The sequence below is a fragment of the Vicinamibacterales bacterium genome (assembly GCA_035699745.1).
Lineage (GTDB): Bacteria > Acidobacteriota > Vicinamibacteria > Vicinamibacterales > 2-12-FULL-66-21 > JAICSD01.
Genome location: DASSPH010000095.1, coordinates 19200 through 36346, shown reverse-complemented (window position 1 = coordinate 36346; position 17147 = coordinate 19200). Strand labels below are relative to the sequence as shown.

Below are 17147 nucleotides of genomic sequence, written 5' to 3'. Positions count from 1 at the left end.
TGGCCCGATGACCCGATGGCCCGATGGCCCGATGGCCCGATGGCCCGATGGCCCGATGGCCCGATGGCCCGATGGCCCGATGGCCCGATGGCCCGATGGCCCGATGGCCCGATGGCCCGATGGCCCGATGGCCCGATCACCCGATGGCCCGATGGCCCGATGGCCCGATGGCCCGATGGCCCGATCACCCGATGGCCTGATGGCCCGATCTGACTATGCCTGATCCGAAACCGCCCGCGAAGAACCGCCGCACCGGCGAGCGCCGCACCGGTGCCCGTGCGCCCGGCGGCGCGGTCTGGTACGTGCTCGGCTTCCTCCTGCTGCTCGCCCTCGCCCAGGCGTTCTTCTTCCAGCTCCAGAGCGGCGAGACCATCTCGTACAGCGAGTTCAAGACGCTGGTGCGCGAGAGCAAGGTCCAGGAGGTCACGATCTCCGAGGACCGGATCCGCGGCACGCTGAAGACGGAGAACGGCGGGCGGCCGCGCGCCTTCACCGCCGTCCGCGTCGACGACCCGAAGCTGAACGAGGAGCTCGAGTCGCGCGGGGTGAAGTACACCGGCGAGATCGCCAGCCGCTGGATCACCGAGGTGCTCGGCTGGGTCATCCCGCTGCTGTTCATCGTCGGGCTCTGGACCTTCTTCCTCCGCCGCATGGGCGGGGCCGAAGGGGGGGTGATGTCGTTCGCCCGCAGCAAGGCGAAGATCTACGCCGACGACGACGTCAAGGTAAGCTTCGGCGACGTCGCGGGCGTCGACGAGGCGGAAGAAGAACTCAAGGAGATCGTCGAGTTCCTCAAGAACCCGAAGAAGTACACGTCGATCGGCGGCAAGATCCCCAAGGGCGTGCTCCTCGTCGGCCCGCCCGGCACCGGCAAGACGCTGCTGGCGCGCGCCGTTGCCGGCGAGGCGAAGGTCCCGTTCTTCAGTCTCAGCGGGTCGGAATTCGTCGAAATGTTCGTCGGCGTCGGCGCCGCGCGGGTACGCGATCTCTTCTCGCAGGCGGAGGCCAAGGCGCCGTGCATCGTGTTCATCGACGAGCTCGACGCGCTCGGCAAGGTGCGCATCCAGACGCCGATGGGCAGCCACGAGGAGCGCGAGCAGACGCTGAACCAGCTCCTCGCCGAGATGGACGGCTTCGACGGGCGCAAGGGGATCATCATCATGGGGGCGACCAACCGTCCCGAGGTGCTCGACCCCGCTCTGCTCCGCCCCGGCCGGTTCGACCGCCAGGTGCTGGTCGACAAGCCCGACGTGCGCGGCCGCGAGGACATCCTCCGCATCCACGTGAAGACGGTGAAGATTGCCGAGGGGGTCGACATCAAGGTGCTCGCCCAGCGGACCGCCGGGTTTGCCGGCGCCGACCTGGCGAATCTGGTCAACGAGGCGGCGCTGCTCGCCGCCCGCCGCGACAAGACCATGGTCGACATGAAGGATTTCGACGACGCGATCGATCGCATCATCGCCGGGCTCGAGAAGAAGCGGGTGATGAGCGACAAGGAGCGGCGGATCGTCGCCTATCACGAATCCGGCCACGCGATCGTCGCCAGCGTGCTGCCGGGACTCGATCCGGTGCACAAGATCTCGATCGTCGCGCGCGGCTTCGGCGCCCTCGGCTACACCATGCAGCTGCCGCTCGAGGATCGTTACCTCATGACGCGCCAGGACCTGCTCGGGCAGCTCGCCGTCCTGCTCGGCGGCCGCAGCGCCGAGGAGATCGCGTTCGGCGAGGTGTCGACCGGCGCCCAGAACGACCTGCAGCGCGCCACCGACATCGCGCGGTCGATGGTGACCGAGTTCGGGATGAGCGAGACGCTCGGCGCGGTGAACTACGACGGGCACCGCGGAACCAAGTTCATCGACACGCCGTTCATGAACGAGCGCGGCAACCACTCGGAGGACACGGCGCAGAAGATCGACGCCGAGGTGAAGCGCATCCTCACCGCGGCGCACGACGACGCCCGCCGCGTGCTGCGCGAGCGGCGCGCCATCCTCGATCAGCTGTCGGAGCGGCTGCTCGACAAGGAAGTGATCGAAGGGGACGAGCTGCGCGCGCTGCTCGGCCCGACCCCGCCGAAGGATTCCGAGACGATCCCGCCGGCGATTCCGGACGAAGGCGTCCGCAGCGCTCCCTGAATCACTGCACGGCGAGTTGGACCAGCGCCTGCCGGCGCTCGCGCGAGAGCGTGGCGAGCCCGGCGTTGAGCTGCTCGACGGCGCGATCGAACGCCTTCCGCGACGTCCGCGAGAGCGGCTGCCGCGGCAGCTCGTACACGAACCAGTGGCCCGACCAGCCCGGTCCGGACCAGTACTGATCCACCCACGCGAAGCGCGTGTCGGCCCCCACGCAGACCCACTCGTCGGCGGCGCGCACGGGACGCTGGATCGACGGCTTGGCGCTGCGCATCGCGGCGTCGATCTCGTTGAGCGCGGTCTCGAACAGGAATTCGCGCTCCGCCGCCGGGCGTTCCGCGAAGGCGCGGCATTGCAGCAGGCGCGGAATGGCGGTGGTGCGCGCGCGCCCCGCGGCGAGGGTTCGGGGGACGAGTACCAGGCGCCGCAGCTCGACCGTCGTGCGGGGCAGCGCCTGCGCGTAGGCAAGCGTGCTGATGCTGCGGACGTAGAGATCCGCCGCGGCCTGCAGCGCCGCCCGCCCGTCCTCTGACGCGGCGGCCGCCGCCATCTCGCGCCACACGCGCTTCCGCGCCGCCCGGACGCGCCCGAACAGCCGGAACCCGATCGTCTTCGCAACCGCCTGGATGGCGGCGCTCCCGTCCCGCGTGGCGATCCACGCGGTGTACGGGTCGCGCGTGAGCGCCCCCGTGAACATGACCCGGCCGTCGCGGACCCTGTACCAGCCCATCGGGGCGCCGACTGTGCCACCTCCGTGCCGACCGCGAATCCGGCGGATTTCGCCGGGATCTCCCCCGGCCGCGATGTGCGTCGCCCGCCAGTTTCGGCAGCAGGATCTCGGAATCGGGATCTATTATTTGTTGCCCGCAGCCCGTTTCGCGGCTCCGGGCGTCTAACGTCACGACGCCGCTCGGGAGGTTCCGTGATCGCATCCGCCGCCATCCTGCTCCTGTCCGCCGCGCTCGCCCAGGTCCCGGTGCCGCCTCCCCCGCCGCCGCCGGCGCCGGGCGCCGCCGGTCAGCCGCGCGACGTGGTCCGGCGTCCGGAGCCGACCGGCTCCGCGGTCATCCGCGGCCGGGTCGTCGCCGCCGACACCGGCAATCCGATGCGCCGCGCGAACGTGAGCCTGCAGCCGGTCGCGCCGCCGCAGCCGCTGACGCCTCCGCCGGGCGGCGCGCCGCCGGGGACAGTTACGACCGCGGTCAGACTCGAGGTCGTGCAGTCGGGCGCACCGATGGGAATGGCACGCGCGCGGACGGCGACCACCGATGCTCAGGGGGTCTTCGAGTTCTCCGGGCTGCCGGCGGGGACCTACCGGGTCATGGCCTCTCCAGGCCAATACAGTCCCGGGTACCTCAGCATGGCCTACGGCGCGAAGCGGCCCGCGGGCCAGGGGGCATTCGAACCGGGCGCTACGATCGAAGTGGCCGACGGCCAGCGATTCGACAAGGCGGCGATCGCCCTGCCGCGCGGCGGCGTGATCAGCGGACGCATCACCGACGAGAACGGCGATCCGATGGCCCGCGTCCAGGTGTACACGCTGTTCTTTCCGCCCGGCAGCTCGCGCGGATCGCGGATGGGCGCAGGCGCGCAGACGGACGATCTCGGCCACTTCCGGCTCTACGGGCTCAACCCGGGCGACTATGCGGTCGTCGCCGAGGCGCGCGGTCCGACGTTCGTGCCGCCGAATGCGCCGCCGGAGACCGAGGACGACAAGATCGGCTTCATGACCACCTACTATCCGGGCACCCCGGATGAAGGGACGGCCCAGCGCGTTCGAGCGCGGGCCGGCGCCGAGACGCCGGGCGTCGAGATCCGGATGATGACCGGGCGCCTGTTCCGCTTGTCAGGCATCGTCAGCGATTCGCAGGGGCGGCCGGTCGCGCGGAGCAACGGGCAGTTCATCCGCCGCACCGCGAACTCGACCTCGAGCTTCGGATTCACCACCGACGAACAGGGGCGCTTCGCCGTGCGGAACATTCCGCCGGGCACCTACCGCCTCGTGGCGCGGAACCGCCAGGGCCCCCCCGGCGAAGGAATGCAGGGGGATCCGGGTGAGATGGGCTCGATGCCGATCACCGTCAATTCGGATCTCGAAGGGCTGTTCCTGATGCTGTCGCCGGGCGCGACCGTCACGGGACAAGTGGTCTTCGAGCAGGGACCGCCGCAGTTGCCGCCGGGGCAGCAGTCGTTCCAGATGCGCGTGAACGGAACCCCGGCGGATCCCGAAGCCGGCATGGGGATCGGTCCTTCGCCGTCGGCGACGGTCACGCCCGATCTCACGTTCACGCTGCGCGGTCTGCACGGCGAGCTGCTCCTCCGCACCGGCGGACCCAACATGTTCCTCAAGTCCGTGACGGTCGGCGGTCGAGACGTTACCGACACCGGATACGAGTTCAAGAACGGCGATCAGGTCATCCTGACGATGACGACGCGCACGTCGACGCTCGAAGGCATGGTGACGGACGCCGGCGGAAAACCGGTGACCGACGCGGCGATCCTCGTGTTCTCCGACGACAAGACGGCCTGGCGCGTCAATGCGACGCGCACCCGCCGGGGAACCGCCGATCCAACCGGCAAGTATCGTGTGGCCGGCCTCCTGCCCGGCCGCTACTACGTCATCGCCGCCCCGCGCGAACGGCTGATCGTGCCCTCGATGGGATACGACACCTCGCTCTTCGAACAGCTGGTCAAGGAGGCCACTCCGTTCGTCATCGGCGAGGACGAACAGCGGCAGGTCGATCTCAAGGTGCTGGCCGCCGGCGGCGGGTTGTAACGGTTGCCGCATGCGTACCTTCGCTGCGGTGATCGTCGCGCTGGCCGTGCAGCAGGCGCCCCGGTTCCCGGCGCCCGCCCCGGACGTCGGCACCGGCATCCTCAGGGGACGCGTGGTGGCGTCCGACACCGGAGCGCCGGTGCAGCAGGTCGCCGTCACCATCTCCGCGCCGGGCGTGACGCCGCGAACGCTGTTCACGGATCGTGAAGGGCGCTACGAGGCCCGCAGCCTGCCCGCGGGGCGCTACTCCGTGGCCGCCTCGCCGAGCTCCCACCAGGCGCAGTTCCTGCACGTCGTCGCCGGCGACAACGATCGTTCCGTTACGGTCGCAGCCGGCCAGACGGTCGACTGGCCCGACATCGCGCTGGTGCGCGCCGGCGCCATCGTCGGCCGGGTCGTCGACGATTACGGCGAGCCCGTGAGCGGGATCCTGATCTCGGCGCGCCGGACCGGAGACCCTCCCGGCCGGGGCGGCATGCCGTTCCAGGCCAGCGACGAGTTCGGCCGCTATCGGGTATACCGGCTGCCGGCCGGCGAATACGAGATCCTCGCCAGACCGCCGCAGATACCGATGGCTCGCGGCAGTGGCGCCACCATGGGGTTCGTCGACACCTATTACCCGAATGCGGCGTCGCGTGACGGCACGACACGGGTGTTCGTCCGCGAGGGACAGGAAGTCCGGGTAGACGACCTGCGCCTGCGCGTCGAACGCTTGATGCGCGTCCGCGGCGTCGTCTCGCCCGCGAGCGCGGCCCGCGCCGACCCGCCGCCCATGGTGTCGCTGATGCGCGAAGGCGGCGGCATGAGTCGAAGCGTCGACAGCGACGGGGCGTTCGCGTTCGACTTGCAGCGGCCCGGCGACTACCGGCTGATCGTCCGCCAGTTCAACCAGACGCGTGAAGCGACGCTCGGGTACGGATCGATGCCCTTGACGCTCACCAGCCGTGACGTGGACGGCATCGTCCTCACGGTGAAGCCGACGGCGACCGTCGCAGGGCGCCTCGTGTTCGAAGGAGCCGCCGCGCCCGGGAATCCTGGAGCGCTGAGCGTCAGGGCCGAACGGCCGCAGCGGGAGCTCGACTCGCAGTTGATTCTCACGCCGGCTCGCGTGGCCGACGACTCGACCTTCACGCTCCGGGATCTTGCCACGGAGCTTCTGCTCCGTCCGTCCGGCGGCCTGCCGGGACTCTGGAGTCTCAAGGCGGTACTGCTCGACGGCGCGGACATCACCGATGTCCCTCGTGAGTTCCGCACCGAGGACAGCGGCCGCATTCAGATCGTGCTGACCGAGCGCTGGGCGGAGGTCACGGGGCTGGTCACCGGCGAAGGCGGCGCGCCGGCGCGATCGAGTCTCGTCGTGCTGTTCGGCGAGGACCGCGCCGCCTGGTTCACCGAATCGAGCCGGATCCGCGCGGCCTACGCGGACCGCGAGGGGCGGTTCAACCTGCGCGGCGTGCGGTCCGGCCGGTATCATCTCGCGGCACTCCCGCCGGGAACGCGGTGGGACTTTCAGCAGTTGGACAAGCGGCTGCTCGAGAAACTCGCCGCCGACGTGCCGCCGATCGCGATCGCCGAGGGCGAGCGTCTCGCGATCGATCTGGCGGTGCGCCTACCGCTTTGGTGATCCCGCCTCGAATTGTGTGATCGCGATCGCGCGGCGGTGTCCGCGCGACGCCGGTATTTCCTCCGAATCGCAGCGAAAGCGTACGCGCATGGATGTGGCCGTTCATTTGCCATGGACGGTCGCATACCATGAAAATCCTTTCGCTCTCCTACATAGGAGCGGCGGCAGCTCTGTGCCTGCCGGCTCCCGCGCGCGCTCAGGCGGTCGACGGTTTCTGGAGCAACACCGTCAACGTCTCGGTCGCGGCATCGACCATCACCAAGACAGCCGGATGCGATCTCTGCTCCGACGCGGGCGCGACGAGCGCGGCGCGCCTGACCGGCGACGGCTACGTCGAGTTCGTTCCCGCGTCAGGTCACCGCATCACCGCCGGCCTGTCGTCCGATCTCTCAGCGTCCACCGGCGTCGCCACGATGAACTACGCGTTCAGCATCTGGCCGAGCGGCGTCTTCGAGATCCGCGAGCTCGGGATATACCGGACCGAAGGCACGTTCGCGCAGGGGGATCGGCTGCGCGTCGCGATCGAGTCCGGGGTGGTCGTCTACCGGCGCAACGGCACGGCGATCCATACGAGCCCGGTGCCGGTGCCGTATCCGGTCGTCCTCGACGTGACGCTCTCGTCGGCGGGGGCGTCGCTCTCGGACGCGGTCGTTTCGACGGCGACGCAGCCGGTCGTCACACCGCCGCCGAGCGGCACGACCGCCACGGCTCCGACGCCGATCTCCTGGATGGATACCGTGAAAGTCACGGCGTCCGCCGGGTCGCTGACCAAGCGCGGCGGCTGCGGCGACTGTCCGGACGCGGGGGCGCACAGTTCTGCGGCGATCACCGCGGGGCTCTTCGCCGAGTTCGCCCCCGCATCCGGCCACCGCATCACCGCTGGTCTGAGCACCGATCGTTCGGCCTCCACCAGCGTCGCCACGATGAATTACGCGTTCAGCCTGTGGCCGAGCGGCGCGTGGGAGATCCGCGAGCTCGGCGTCTACCGGCTCGGGGGCACGTTCGCCGCCGGCGACCGGTTCCGCGTCGGCATCGAATCCGGACTGGCCGTGTATCGTCAGAACGGCATCGTCGTCTATACCAGCGCCGCGGCGCCGCCTGCCTCGATGACGTTCGATGTCACGCTGTCGTCGCGCGGCGCGTCGATCTCGGGCGCGGGAATCGGCGCGCTCGTGACAGCGCCGACGGAGCCGCCTCCTCCCCCGCCGCCGCCGCCCCCGTCCGATCCGGTGACGACGGGGCCGTACACGGCGATCACCGATCGTCTGCCGCGCGCCAAGCCGGCGGTGCCGGTGTTTGGTGCGGCGGGCACCGCGATCGTCGATCCGGTGTTCGGGTCCGCCGTGCGCCGCATCACCGACGATCGCACGCGCCCGGGGTACGTCGGCCGCTCGTATCGATCGCCGTCGAGCCCGCACCAGAACGCATGGTCCGCGGCTGGAACGAAGTTCTATGTCGTCAGCGGCGACGGCTCTGTCCTTCCGTTCTCGTTTGACGGCGCGACCGGCACGGCGCAGCGGATTCAGCCATCGGCCACGGGAGATGGCGGCCTGGTCCTGCGCTTCTACATCGAGCCCGAGTTCAGCCGGGTGGACGACGCGCTCATCTACGGCAGCGTGAGCGGCATCAGCGGCGCGACGCTGCGCACGGTCGACCAGTTCAGTTTCACCACCGGCGCGTATTCGCGGCTGCTCGATCTCGACACCCTGGTGTCAGGGCTCTCGGGGACCTACATCGGCGGCGTCGCGTCGAGCGCCGGCCCGGTCGAGCGGATCATGGCGTTCTTCGGCGGCACGAGCCAGGATCGCCATCACTACGTCGTGCTCTTCGACAAGGCGAACCCGCAGAGCCGCCTGCTGCTCGACACCACGGCAGGCACGCTCAACGGCGCACCCGTCTCGGCGCGCCTCGAGTTCTCGCTGCACCACGTGGCGATCGATCGGAGCGGCCGCTACGTGATGCTCTATCCGACGTGGGCGGACATGTCGAGCACGCGCAAGGCGGCGCAGTCGTACTTGTGGGACACGGCGACCGGCGCGTTCACGGAGCTCGGGATCACGGCGCTGCCCTACGGCCACGACGCGTTCGGTTACGGCGTGTCGGTGAACCAGGACTGCTGCGTGTCGACGACGTGGGATGCGGCGCAGTGGCAGTTCCGCTCGCTGGCGACGCCCCTGCAGACGCGCGACGTGATCACGAACGTGCTGACGCCGAAGGAGATCTACCTGGCCGATCACACCACCTGGAACAACGCGCGGCCGGACCAGCTGACGCCGTTCATCAGCGGCATCTTCCGCGCGCCGACCTCGGACACGACGTGGCGCGCCTGGGACGACGAGATCATCGCGGTGCAGACCGACGCCGCCCCCGGCGCCGACGCGACGGTCTGGCGTTTCGCGCACCATCGCAGCGACGTGCGCGCCGACAACGACGCGAGCGGCATCTCGTTCTGGTACGAACCGCGCCCGAACGTCTCGCCCGACGGACGGTGGGTGATGTTCACGTCCAACTGGGAGAAGACGCTCGGCACGGATCCGACGGGCGATGCCGCGACCACGAAGCGGCAGGACGTCTTCGTGGTCCAGCTGAAGAATCCCTGATTGGCATTCACCGTGGCAGTGCCGTGACCAGGAACGACACCGGCTTCCCGACGGCGGTGAACGTCTCTCCGGTGATCGTGCCGATCGTCGCGGTGTAGCGGGCCTGGGGCACGGTGGCACCGGCGTTGCCGCCGCGCCCGCCGAAGCCGCCGCCGCCTCCCTGGCCGCCGCGGCCTGCCGGGGCGCCGGCCGGCGGATCGCGGCGCAGGTCCCACGCGATCCGATGGACGCCGGGGGTGCCCGCGTCGCCGGTCAGCTCGATCCGGCGCACCCGCTGTCCCTGATCGTCGGCGATCTCGATCGCCATCTTCGCGTCGGAGCTCTGGCCGATGCTGTAGGTCAGCACCGCGCCGTACGGCGGATTCGGGTACGTCGTGTTCCCCCAGGATGCTTCGTACTGACCCAGCTCGTTGTACTGGTAGGCGTCGCGCAGCGGATACAGCCGGGCGCGCTCGCCGAGCGTCTGCGGCGTCATCTCGCGCAGCGCGCCGTAGTCGTCCAGGATGAAGACGCCGCGGCCGAAGGTGCCGGCGACGACGTCCCCTTCGCGCTTCTGGATCGTGACGTCGCGCACCTGGATGGTCGGGACGCCGCTCATCCTGACCCAGTGCTGGCCGCCGTCCACGGTCGCGTAGAGCCCGAACTCCATGCCCGCGAACATCACGTTCGGGTTGATCCAGTCCTGCACCACCGACCATGCCCCCGAACGCTCGGGCAGATCGCCCGACACCGAGGTCCACGTGCGGCCGCGGTCCGTGCTCTTCACGACGTACGGCTTGAAGTTGCCGCGGTTCCAGTCGTTCAGCGTGGCGAACACCGTGTTGACGTCGCGCGGCGACGCGAACACGTCGGTGACGTAGGTGAACTCGGGCACGCCGGCGGACGTCAGCGCGGAGGAGTCGACCTTGCGCCAGGCAGCGCCGCCATCCTCGGACACATGGATCAGCCCGTCGTCGCTTCCGGTATAGAGCAACCCTTCGAGCAGCGGTGATTCGTCGAGCGCCGTCAGCGTGCTGAGCGTCGTCGTCGCTTCCATGTAGGCGACGGAATCGGCCGGCCAGATCTTGCCCATGATCGGGATCTTGGCGCGATCGAGATTGCGCGTGAGATCGCCGCTGACGACGGTCCACGAGTCGCCGCGGTTGTCGCTGCGGTAGAGGCGATGCCCGGCGAAATACAGCCGGCGCGACGCGTGCGGACTGATGATCGTCGGGGCGTCCCAGTTCCAGCGGCCCACGCCCTGGCCGCCGCGGCCACCGCCGGCGCCGCCGCGTCCCTGCCCCGCCGCCGCCGGCGGGGGCGGCGCCGGCGCCTCGCCCGGGACCACGGTATTGTTCGACCGCGGCGCGATCGGGACGCTGACGCCGGTCTTCAGGTCGAGCCGCTGCAGGCTGCCGTTCTGGGACTGCGCGTAGACGATCGTGGCATCCTCGGGATCGACGCGCGCCTGGAAGCCGTCGCCGCCGCCGACGTTGTACCAATCGCTGGTGCGGATCCCGGCGCGGTTCAGCGTGCGCGACGGCCCGCAGACGGTGCCGTTGTCCTGGGCGCCGCCGCAGACGTTGTAGAACGGCCGCGCGTTGTCGGTCGAGATCCGGTAGAACTGCGACAGCGGCAGGTTCGTGAACTGCCGCCAGCTCTTGCCGTCGTCGTAGGTCTCGTAGACGCCGCCGTCGTTGCCGATGATCATGTGACGGTGATCGGAGGGATCCCACACCACTTCGTGGTGATCGACGTGCACGCCGGGCAGCGCCACCGTCCGCCACGTCCTGCCGCCGTCGGTGCTTCGCGAGATGTTGGTCCAGGTCGAGTAGATCGTGTCGCCGTTCTCCGGGTCGACGAAGATCTCGTTGTAGTAGCCCGGGTCGCCGCCGCGGAAGCAGTCGTCGCCGGGTCCGCCGCGGCCGCCGCGCCCCTGCGGCGCCCCTTCCTCGGTGGACGGCTGGGCCGGCGCCGGCGTCGCCGGTGCCGCGCCGATCGGTGCGCACGGGGCCGACGGCGGCGGCGCCGCTCCTTCTCCGCCGCCGGCGCCGCGGCCGGCGCTGACGTTGCGGCCGATCCGCGTCCAGCTCGCGCCGGCGTCATCGGAGCGGAAGAAGCCGCCCTGTCCGCGCTGCGCGGTGACGAGCGCGTACACCGTGTTCGGATTCTTCGGATGGATGCCGAGGCCGACGCGCCCCATCTCGACGGTCGGCAGTCCCTTGGTCAGCCTGGTGAACTTCGCGCCGCCGTCCGTCGACTTGTAGATCCCGCTGTCCGGGCCGCCGCCGATCAACTGGCCGACGGCACGGCGCCGCTGCAGCATCGCCACGTAAATGGTGTCCGGCCTGCGCGGATCCATTACGATGTCGGTGGCGCCGCTGTTCTCGGTCCCCGGCAGGATGTTCTTCCACGTCGCGCCGCCGTCGGTCGTCTTGAAGAGACCGCGATCGCCGCCGGGCCGCCACAGGGGGCCGATGGCGGTGACGTAGACGGTGTTCGAGTTGCGCGGGTCGATCAGGATGTTCTGGATGTGCTCGGAATTCTCCAGCCCCATCCGCTTCCATGTCTTCCCGGCGTCGGTCGACTTGTAGAGGCCGTCGCCGAACGCGACGCTGCGCTGGTTGTTGTTCTCGCCCGTCCCCAGCCAGACCACGCTGGAGTCTTTCGGATCGACTTTCACCGCGCCCAGCGAGAAGGAGCCGCCGTCGTCGAAGATCGGCGTGAAGGTGTTGCCGCGATTCTCGGTCTTGAACAGGCCGCCGGAGCTGGCGGCGACGTACCAGACGTTCGGATTCCGCGGGTCGATGTCGATGTCCGAGATGCGGCCGGTGGTGATGTCCGGTCCGGTCGTGCGGAGCGGCATCCCTTTCAGCATCTCCGCCGTGATGCGCGGCTGCGACTGGGCACCGATGGTGGCGGCCGCCGCGACGACGGCGAGGCCGAGAACGAAAGTTCGATTCATGGGCGCGTATTCTGCCACAGGATGGAGTATCTTCTGGGCCGTGCGATCTCTGGTCATCGCCGCGCTGCTCGCGGCGGCCGCGTCCGCCCAGGATCCGAGTCCCGGCGAGGTCCTCGTCCGCATCGAGACCACGCTCGGCCGCATCGAGATCGCGGTCGACACCAGGCGCGCGCCGATCACCGCCGGCAACTTCCTCAAATACGTCGACGGCGGGTTCTACGACGGCGGCCGCTTCCACCGCGCGACGCGGCCGGACAATTACACGCCGGCGCCGCCCGACAAGCCGGCGATGGAGATCATCCAGGGCGGCATCAATCCGGAGCGGCGCCGCGACGGCTTCCCGCCGATCCCGCTCGAGCGCACCAGCGTCACCGGGCTGAAGCACGTGGTCGGCACCGTGTCGATGGCGCGCACGCCGGCTGCCGACAGCGCGCGATCGGATTTCTTCATCTGCCTGGACGAGCAGCCGTCGCTCGATTTCGGCGGCAAGCGCTTCGATGACGCCCAGGGGGCCGGCGCGTTCGGCCGGGTCGTCAAGGGCATGGACGTCGTCCGCAGGATTCAGCAGCAGCCCGTCGAGAAGCAGGCGCTGACCCCGCCGGTGATCATCGTGCGGATGTCGAGGATGCCATGAAGACCATGAAGCGAACGCTGATCGTGTTGCTCGCCGTGTTGACCGTGTCGGCGGGACGGCCGCTGGCGGGCGGTGCGCCGGCCGTGAAGGGGCTGCACGTCCCCACCATGGCGCAGTTCATGAGCGCGGGCTATCCGCTCGAACTGGTGGCGGCGAAACGGGCCGACCGCATCGCCTGGATCGCGAACGACAAGGGGCTGCGCAACGTGTTCACCGCGTCGGCGCCCGGGTTCCGCGCCGTGCGCGTCACCTCGTTCATGAAAGACGACGGCGTCGACACCACGCAGTTGTCGATGTCGGACGACGGGACGATCGTCAGCTTCACGCGCGGACACACCGCCAACCGCGAGGGCTGGGTGGCCAGCCCCGAAGCGGACCCCGCCGGCGTCGAGCGCGCGATCTGGGCGGCGAGCACGACCGGCGGCGCGGCGTGGCGTCTCGCCGCGGGCCAGGGAGGCGCGATCTCGCCGGACGGCCGCTACGTGGCGTACGCGAAAGACGGTCAGATCTATCGTGTGCCGACCGCCCAGGCGGCGCCGCGCACGAGCGAGATCGACAAGGGGCTGAAGCCCTACATCCGGATCTGGGGCATCAACGCCAATCCGGTCTGGTCGCCGGACAGCCGCAAGATCGCGTTCGTGAGCGCCCGCACCGATCACAGCTACATCGCGGTCTTCGACACGGCGACCAGGAAGGTGACCTACATGTCGCCGAACGTCGATCGCGACACGAGCCCGACGTGGTCGGCCGACAGCACGCGGATCGCGTTCATCCGGCGTCCCGGCACACCCTTCGCGCAGCAGTCGCAGAGCGGCGTCGGCGGACTCGGCAATCCTCCAGGGCCCGCTTTCAATGCCGCGGCCCAGGGACGCGGCGGCGGCCGGGGCGGTGGCGGCGGCGGGCAAGGGCGCGGCGGCCGCGGCGGCGAAGCGCCGGAGGGCCAGCCGCAACCGCAGCGCCCGGGGCTGACCAACGCGTTCTTTCCGGGCGGCTATGACACGGCGTTCTGGGTCGCCGACGTGAAGTCCGGCGACGCCCGCGAGTTCTGGCACAACGCCAAGGACGATCGCGTCTTCACCGGCATCAACGCGATCACCTGGCGCGGCAACCACGTCGTGTTCCAGCTCGAGCCGGAGGAGTGGACCCGGTTCTACGCGATTGCCGTCCCCGAACGCGGGGGTGAGGCCGAGAACACCGGCCCGGTCGCGAAGCCGAAGCTGTTCGGCGCCGCGGATGGATCCGAGGCGGCCGTGGCGGCGCCGATCAGTCTGACGCCGCAGGACGGTCAGATCGAAACCTACAGCTTCTCGGGCGACGGACGCTTCCTGTATTACGGGACGAACGCCACCGACAGCGAGCGGCGGCATCTGTGGCGCGTGCCGGTTGCGGGCGGCACCCCCGAGCAGGTCACGCGCGGCGACGGGATCGAGCACACGCCGCTGCTGTTGCCCTCGGGCAGATACCTCGCCGCGCTGACGGCGGCCTACAACCGTCCGCAGTCGGTCGCCATCTTCCCCGCTCCTGCTCCCTCCGCCTCCGCTCTCGACAGTTCGGCGCAGAAGGCGATCTACCCGACCCTGACGAGGGAGTTCCCCACCGACGCGCACGTCATGCCGCAGGACGTCGTGATCAACGCGCCGGACGGGCTGCAGTTCCACAATCAGTTGTTCCTGCCGAAGGACCTCCGTCCCGGCGAGAAGCGGCCGGCGATCGTCTTCGTGCACGGCGGTCCCGTGCGCCAGATGCTGCTCGGCTATCACTACATGGAGGTCTACCACCTCTTTTACGGCGTGAACCAGTGGCTCGCGAGCCAGGGCTACGTCGTGCTGTCGGTGAACTATCGCGGCGGCATCGGCTACGGGCGTTCGTTCCGAACCGCGCCGAACACCAACGCGCGAGGCAATTCCGAGTACCAGGACGTGCTGGCCGCCGGCAGGTACCTGCAGAGCCGTGCCGACGTCGATCCGAAGCGGGTCGGAATCTGGGGATTGTCGTACGGCGGACTGCTCACCGCGCAGGCGCTCGCGCGCAACTCCGACATCTTCGTCGCCGGCGTCGACATGGCCGGCGTGCACCTGTACGGCAACAACCTCGATCCCGAGAACCTGGCGTATCGGTCATCCGCGATCTCGGAGATCGCGAACTGGAAGTCGCCGGTATTCCTGATCCACGGCGACGACGATCGCAACGTGAACTTCGCGCAGACGGTCGGCCTCGTCAATCTGCTGCGCGCGCACAACGTGCCGCACGAGATCATGGTGCAGCCCGACGACACGCACGAGACGCTGCTCTACAAGCGCTGGCTGCCGCTGTGGGCGCGGATGGAAGCGTTCCTGAACAAGCACCTGAAGAAGGAGCCGGCGACGTCCACGCAGGCCGTCCAGCGCTGATACGGCAGCCGCAGCGTCCGATCCGCGTTGGAGGACGACCCGTGTTCCCCGTGCGATCCGTGGCCACACTGGTCTCCGCCGGCGCGCTGGCGGCGCTCGCGGCCTGCGCGTTGCTCGGCGGCCGATCCTTCCGGGTCCTCCCCAACCCCGAGCGCAACATCCTGCTGGTCACGATCGACACGCTGCGCGCGGATGCGGTGGGCGCGTACGGCGGCCGCGCGCCGACGCCGAACCTCGACGCGCTCGCGGCCCGCGGCGCGCGGTTCGAGTTCGCGCACGCGCACGCGGTCGTCACGCTGGTGTCGCACGCGAGCATCCTGACCGGGCGCTATCCCTACGAACACGGCATCCGCGACAACACCGGCTATCGCCTGGATGGCCGCCAGCCCACGGCGGCGACGCTGCTGAAGGGGCGCGGCTTCGCGACCGGCGCGTTCGTCGGCGGCTTCCCGCTCGACCGGCGCTTCGGGCTCACGTCCGGATTCGACGTCTACGACGATCGGATGACGCGCACCGGGCCCACCGGCGAGATCACCGATCGCGAGCGTCGCGCCGACGACGTGGTGAAATCGGCGCTGACGTGGATCGGCGCGCAGTCCGGGAAATGGTTCGCGTGGGTCCACGTCTACGATCCGCACGAGCCGTACGAGCCGCCGGGCGTCTACGCGTCAGGCATCGGCCCGGACGCCTACGGCGGCGAAGTCGCGTGGACCGATGCCGCGCTCGGGCCGCTGTTCGGCCGTCTGCGTGCCCTGTCCCGTCCGACCCTCGTCGTGGTCACGTCCGATCACGGCGAGAGCCTGGGGGAGCACGGCGAGCGCACGCACAGCCTCTTTGCCTACGAGCCGACGCTCAGGGTCCCGCTGATCGTCGGCGAGATCGATCCGGCGCAGCCGGACGCAAAGGTGCGCGGCAGGGTGATCTCGACGCCCGTGCGCCATGTCGATCTGCTGCCGACGATCGCCGGCTCGGCCGGCGCGCCTGCGGCGGACACGTCCGGCACGTCCCTGCTCGACGCCATCGCCAACGGGCGCGGCGAGGACCGGCCCTCCTACTTCGAGGCGATGAGCGCGGCGGTGACGCGCGGCTGGGCGCCGCTGCGCGGCGTGCTGGTGGGACGCGAGAAGTACATCGATCTGCCGATCGTCGAGCTGTACGATCTCGCCACGGATCCGCAGGAGGCGGCGAACGTGGCGTCGCGCCGCGCGGATCGCGCGCGGGTCATGGTCGAAACGTTGAAGCAGTTCAACGTCGCGCCCCCGGCGCGCGCGCGCCAGGAGACGGCGGACACCATCGAGCGGCTGCGCTCGCTCGGCTACATCGGCGGCGCGTCCGCTGCCGTGCGCGAACGCTACACCGAGGCCGACGATCCGAAGCGGCTGGTCGAGATCGAGCAGCTCCTCACGCGCGGCAACGACGCGATCCGCCTCGGCCGGGCCGACGAAGCCATCGCGGCGTTCCGCACCATCATCGAAAAGCGGCCGGACACCGAGGACGCCTACCGGAAGCTCGCGCTCGTGTATTGGCGGACCGGGCGTCGCGCCCTTGCGGTTGAAACGCTCGAGACCGCGCTGCGCAACGGCGTGACGCAGCCGGAGGTGCGGATCCGCCTGTCGCAGTACCTCGCGGAATCCGGTGCGCCCGGCAAGGCGATCGCCCTGCTCGAGAAGGACGCCGGCGACGATCCCGACGCGCTGCTGGTGCTCGGCAACGCGTATACGCTCGCCAACCGGAACGCCGACGCGGTGCGCACCTACACGCGCCTGGCGCAGATCGCGCCCGACAATGCGTCGGCGTTCGAGAACATGGGCGTGGCGCAGATCCAGGCGCGCGATCTCCGCGGCGCCGAGGCCTCGCTGCGCCGCGCCCTCCAGCTCGACCCCAACCTCCCCGCCGCCCACACCGCCCTGGGCGTCCTCCTCGCCCGCACCGGCCGCAAGGCCGAAGCGATCGAAGAATGGAAGCGCGCCGCCGCCCTCGGCGACCCCAACGCGGCAGACAACCTGCGGGCGATACGGTGAAGCAGCCGTCAGCTCTGAGCTCTCAGCTC

At 70.0% G+C, this 17147-nt stretch carries 9 protein-coding genes; 7 read left to right on the top strand and 2 right to left on the bottom strand.

What is annotated here, in order from left to right:
* The first annotated feature begins 215 nt into the window (after positions 1–215).
* Entirely contained in the window at positions 216–2132 is a 1917-nt protein-coding gene (ftsH, locus tag VFK57_22080; GenBank protein ID HET7698419.1) for an ATP-dependent zinc metalloprotease FtsH, read from the top strand.
* Between the two features lies 1 nt (position 2133).
* Here the strand turns inward: ftsH and VFK57_22075 are convergent, their stop codons facing one another.
* Positions 2134–2859: a hypothetical protein gene (locus VFK57_22075; protein ID HET7698418.1), complete on the bottom strand. Its 726-nt coding sequence runs from the start codon at positions 2857–2859 to the stop codon at positions 2134–2136.
* A 192-nt stretch (positions 2860–3051) separates the two neighbouring features.
* Between VFK57_22075 and VFK57_22070 the strand changes: the two genes are divergently transcribed.
* The 3 genes from VFK57_22070 to VFK57_22060 all read left to right on the top strand — a co-directional run bounded on the left by VFK57_22070 (position 3052) and on the right by VFK57_22060 (position 9129).
* Positions 3052–4905, top strand: coding sequence for a carboxypeptidase-like regulatory domain-containing protein (locus tag VFK57_22070; protein ID HET7698417.1), 1854 nt, complete (start codon positions 3052–3054; stop codon positions 4903–4905).
* A 10-nt stretch (positions 4906–4915) separates the two neighbouring features.
* Positions 4916–6529: a carboxypeptidase regulatory-like domain-containing protein gene (locus VFK57_22065; protein HET7698416.1), complete on the top strand. Its 1614-nt coding sequence runs from the start codon at positions 4916–4918 to the stop codon at positions 6527–6529.
* A 128-nt stretch (positions 6530–6657) separates the two neighbouring features.
* A complete protein-coding gene (locus tag VFK57_22060; GenBank protein ID HET7698415.1) occupies positions 6658–9129 on the top strand; it encodes a hypothetical protein in 2472 nt (823 codons plus the stop codon).
* 7 nt (positions 9130–9136) lie between these two features.
* Here the strand turns inward: VFK57_22060 and VFK57_22055 are convergent, their stop codons facing one another.
* Positions 9137–12073, bottom strand: coding sequence for a hypothetical protein (locus tag VFK57_22055; protein ID HET7698414.1), 2937 nt, complete (start codon positions 12071–12073; stop codon positions 9137–9139).
* Positions 12074–12113: 40 nt separating this feature from the next.
* Here VFK57_22055 and VFK57_22050 point away from each other — a divergent pair, with 40 nt between their 5' ends.
* Genes VFK57_22050 through VFK57_22040 form a run of 3 tightly spaced genes read left to right on the top strand, consistent with a single transcriptional unit; the run spans position 12114 to position 17118 of the window.
* A complete protein-coding gene (locus VFK57_22050) occupies positions 12114–12707 on the top strand; it encodes a peptidylprolyl isomerase (protein HET7698413.1) in 594 nt (197 codons plus the stop codon).
* Complete coding sequence (locus VFK57_22045) at positions 12704–15097, top strand: prolyl oligopeptidase family serine peptidase (GenBank protein HET7698412.1); 2394 nt, start codon at positions 12704–12706, stop codon at positions 15095–15097. Before VFK57_22050 ends, VFK57_22045 begins: the two co-directional genes overlap by 4 nt.
* A gap of 41 nt (positions 15098–15138) precedes the next feature.
* Positions 15139–17118: a sulfatase-like hydrolase/transferase gene (locus tag VFK57_22040; GenBank protein ID HET7698411.1), complete on the top strand. Its 1980-nt coding sequence runs from the start codon at positions 15139–15141 to the stop codon at positions 17116–17118.
* Positions 17119–17147 lie beyond the last annotated feature (29 nt).

What these genes read in the sequence shown, in the direction of transcription:
- VFK57_22060 (HET7698415.1), top strand. Translation starts at nt 6,658, where the DNA reads ATGAAAATCCTTTCGCTCTCCTACATAGGAGCGGCGGCAGCTCTGTGC.
- VFK57_22075 (HET7698418.1), bottom strand. Translation starts at nt 2,859, where the DNA reads ATGGGCTGGTACAGGGTCCGCGACGGCCGGGTCATGTTCACGGGGGCG.
- VFK57_22045 (HET7698412.1), top strand. Translation starts at nt 12,704, where the DNA reads ATGAAGACCATGAAGCGAACGCTGATCGTGTTGCTCGCCGTGTTGACC.
- ftsH (HET7698419.1), top strand. Translation starts at nt 216, where the DNA reads ATGCCTGATCCGAAACCGCCCGCGAAGAACCGCCGCACCGGCGAGCGC.
- VFK57_22055 (HET7698414.1), bottom strand. Translation starts at nt 12,073, where the DNA reads ATGAATCGAACTTTCGTTCTCGGCCTCGCCGTCGTCGCGGCGGCCGCC.
- VFK57_22065 (HET7698416.1), top strand. Translation starts at nt 4,916, where the DNA reads ATGCGTACCTTCGCTGCGGTGATCGTCGCGCTGGCCGTGCAGCAGGCG.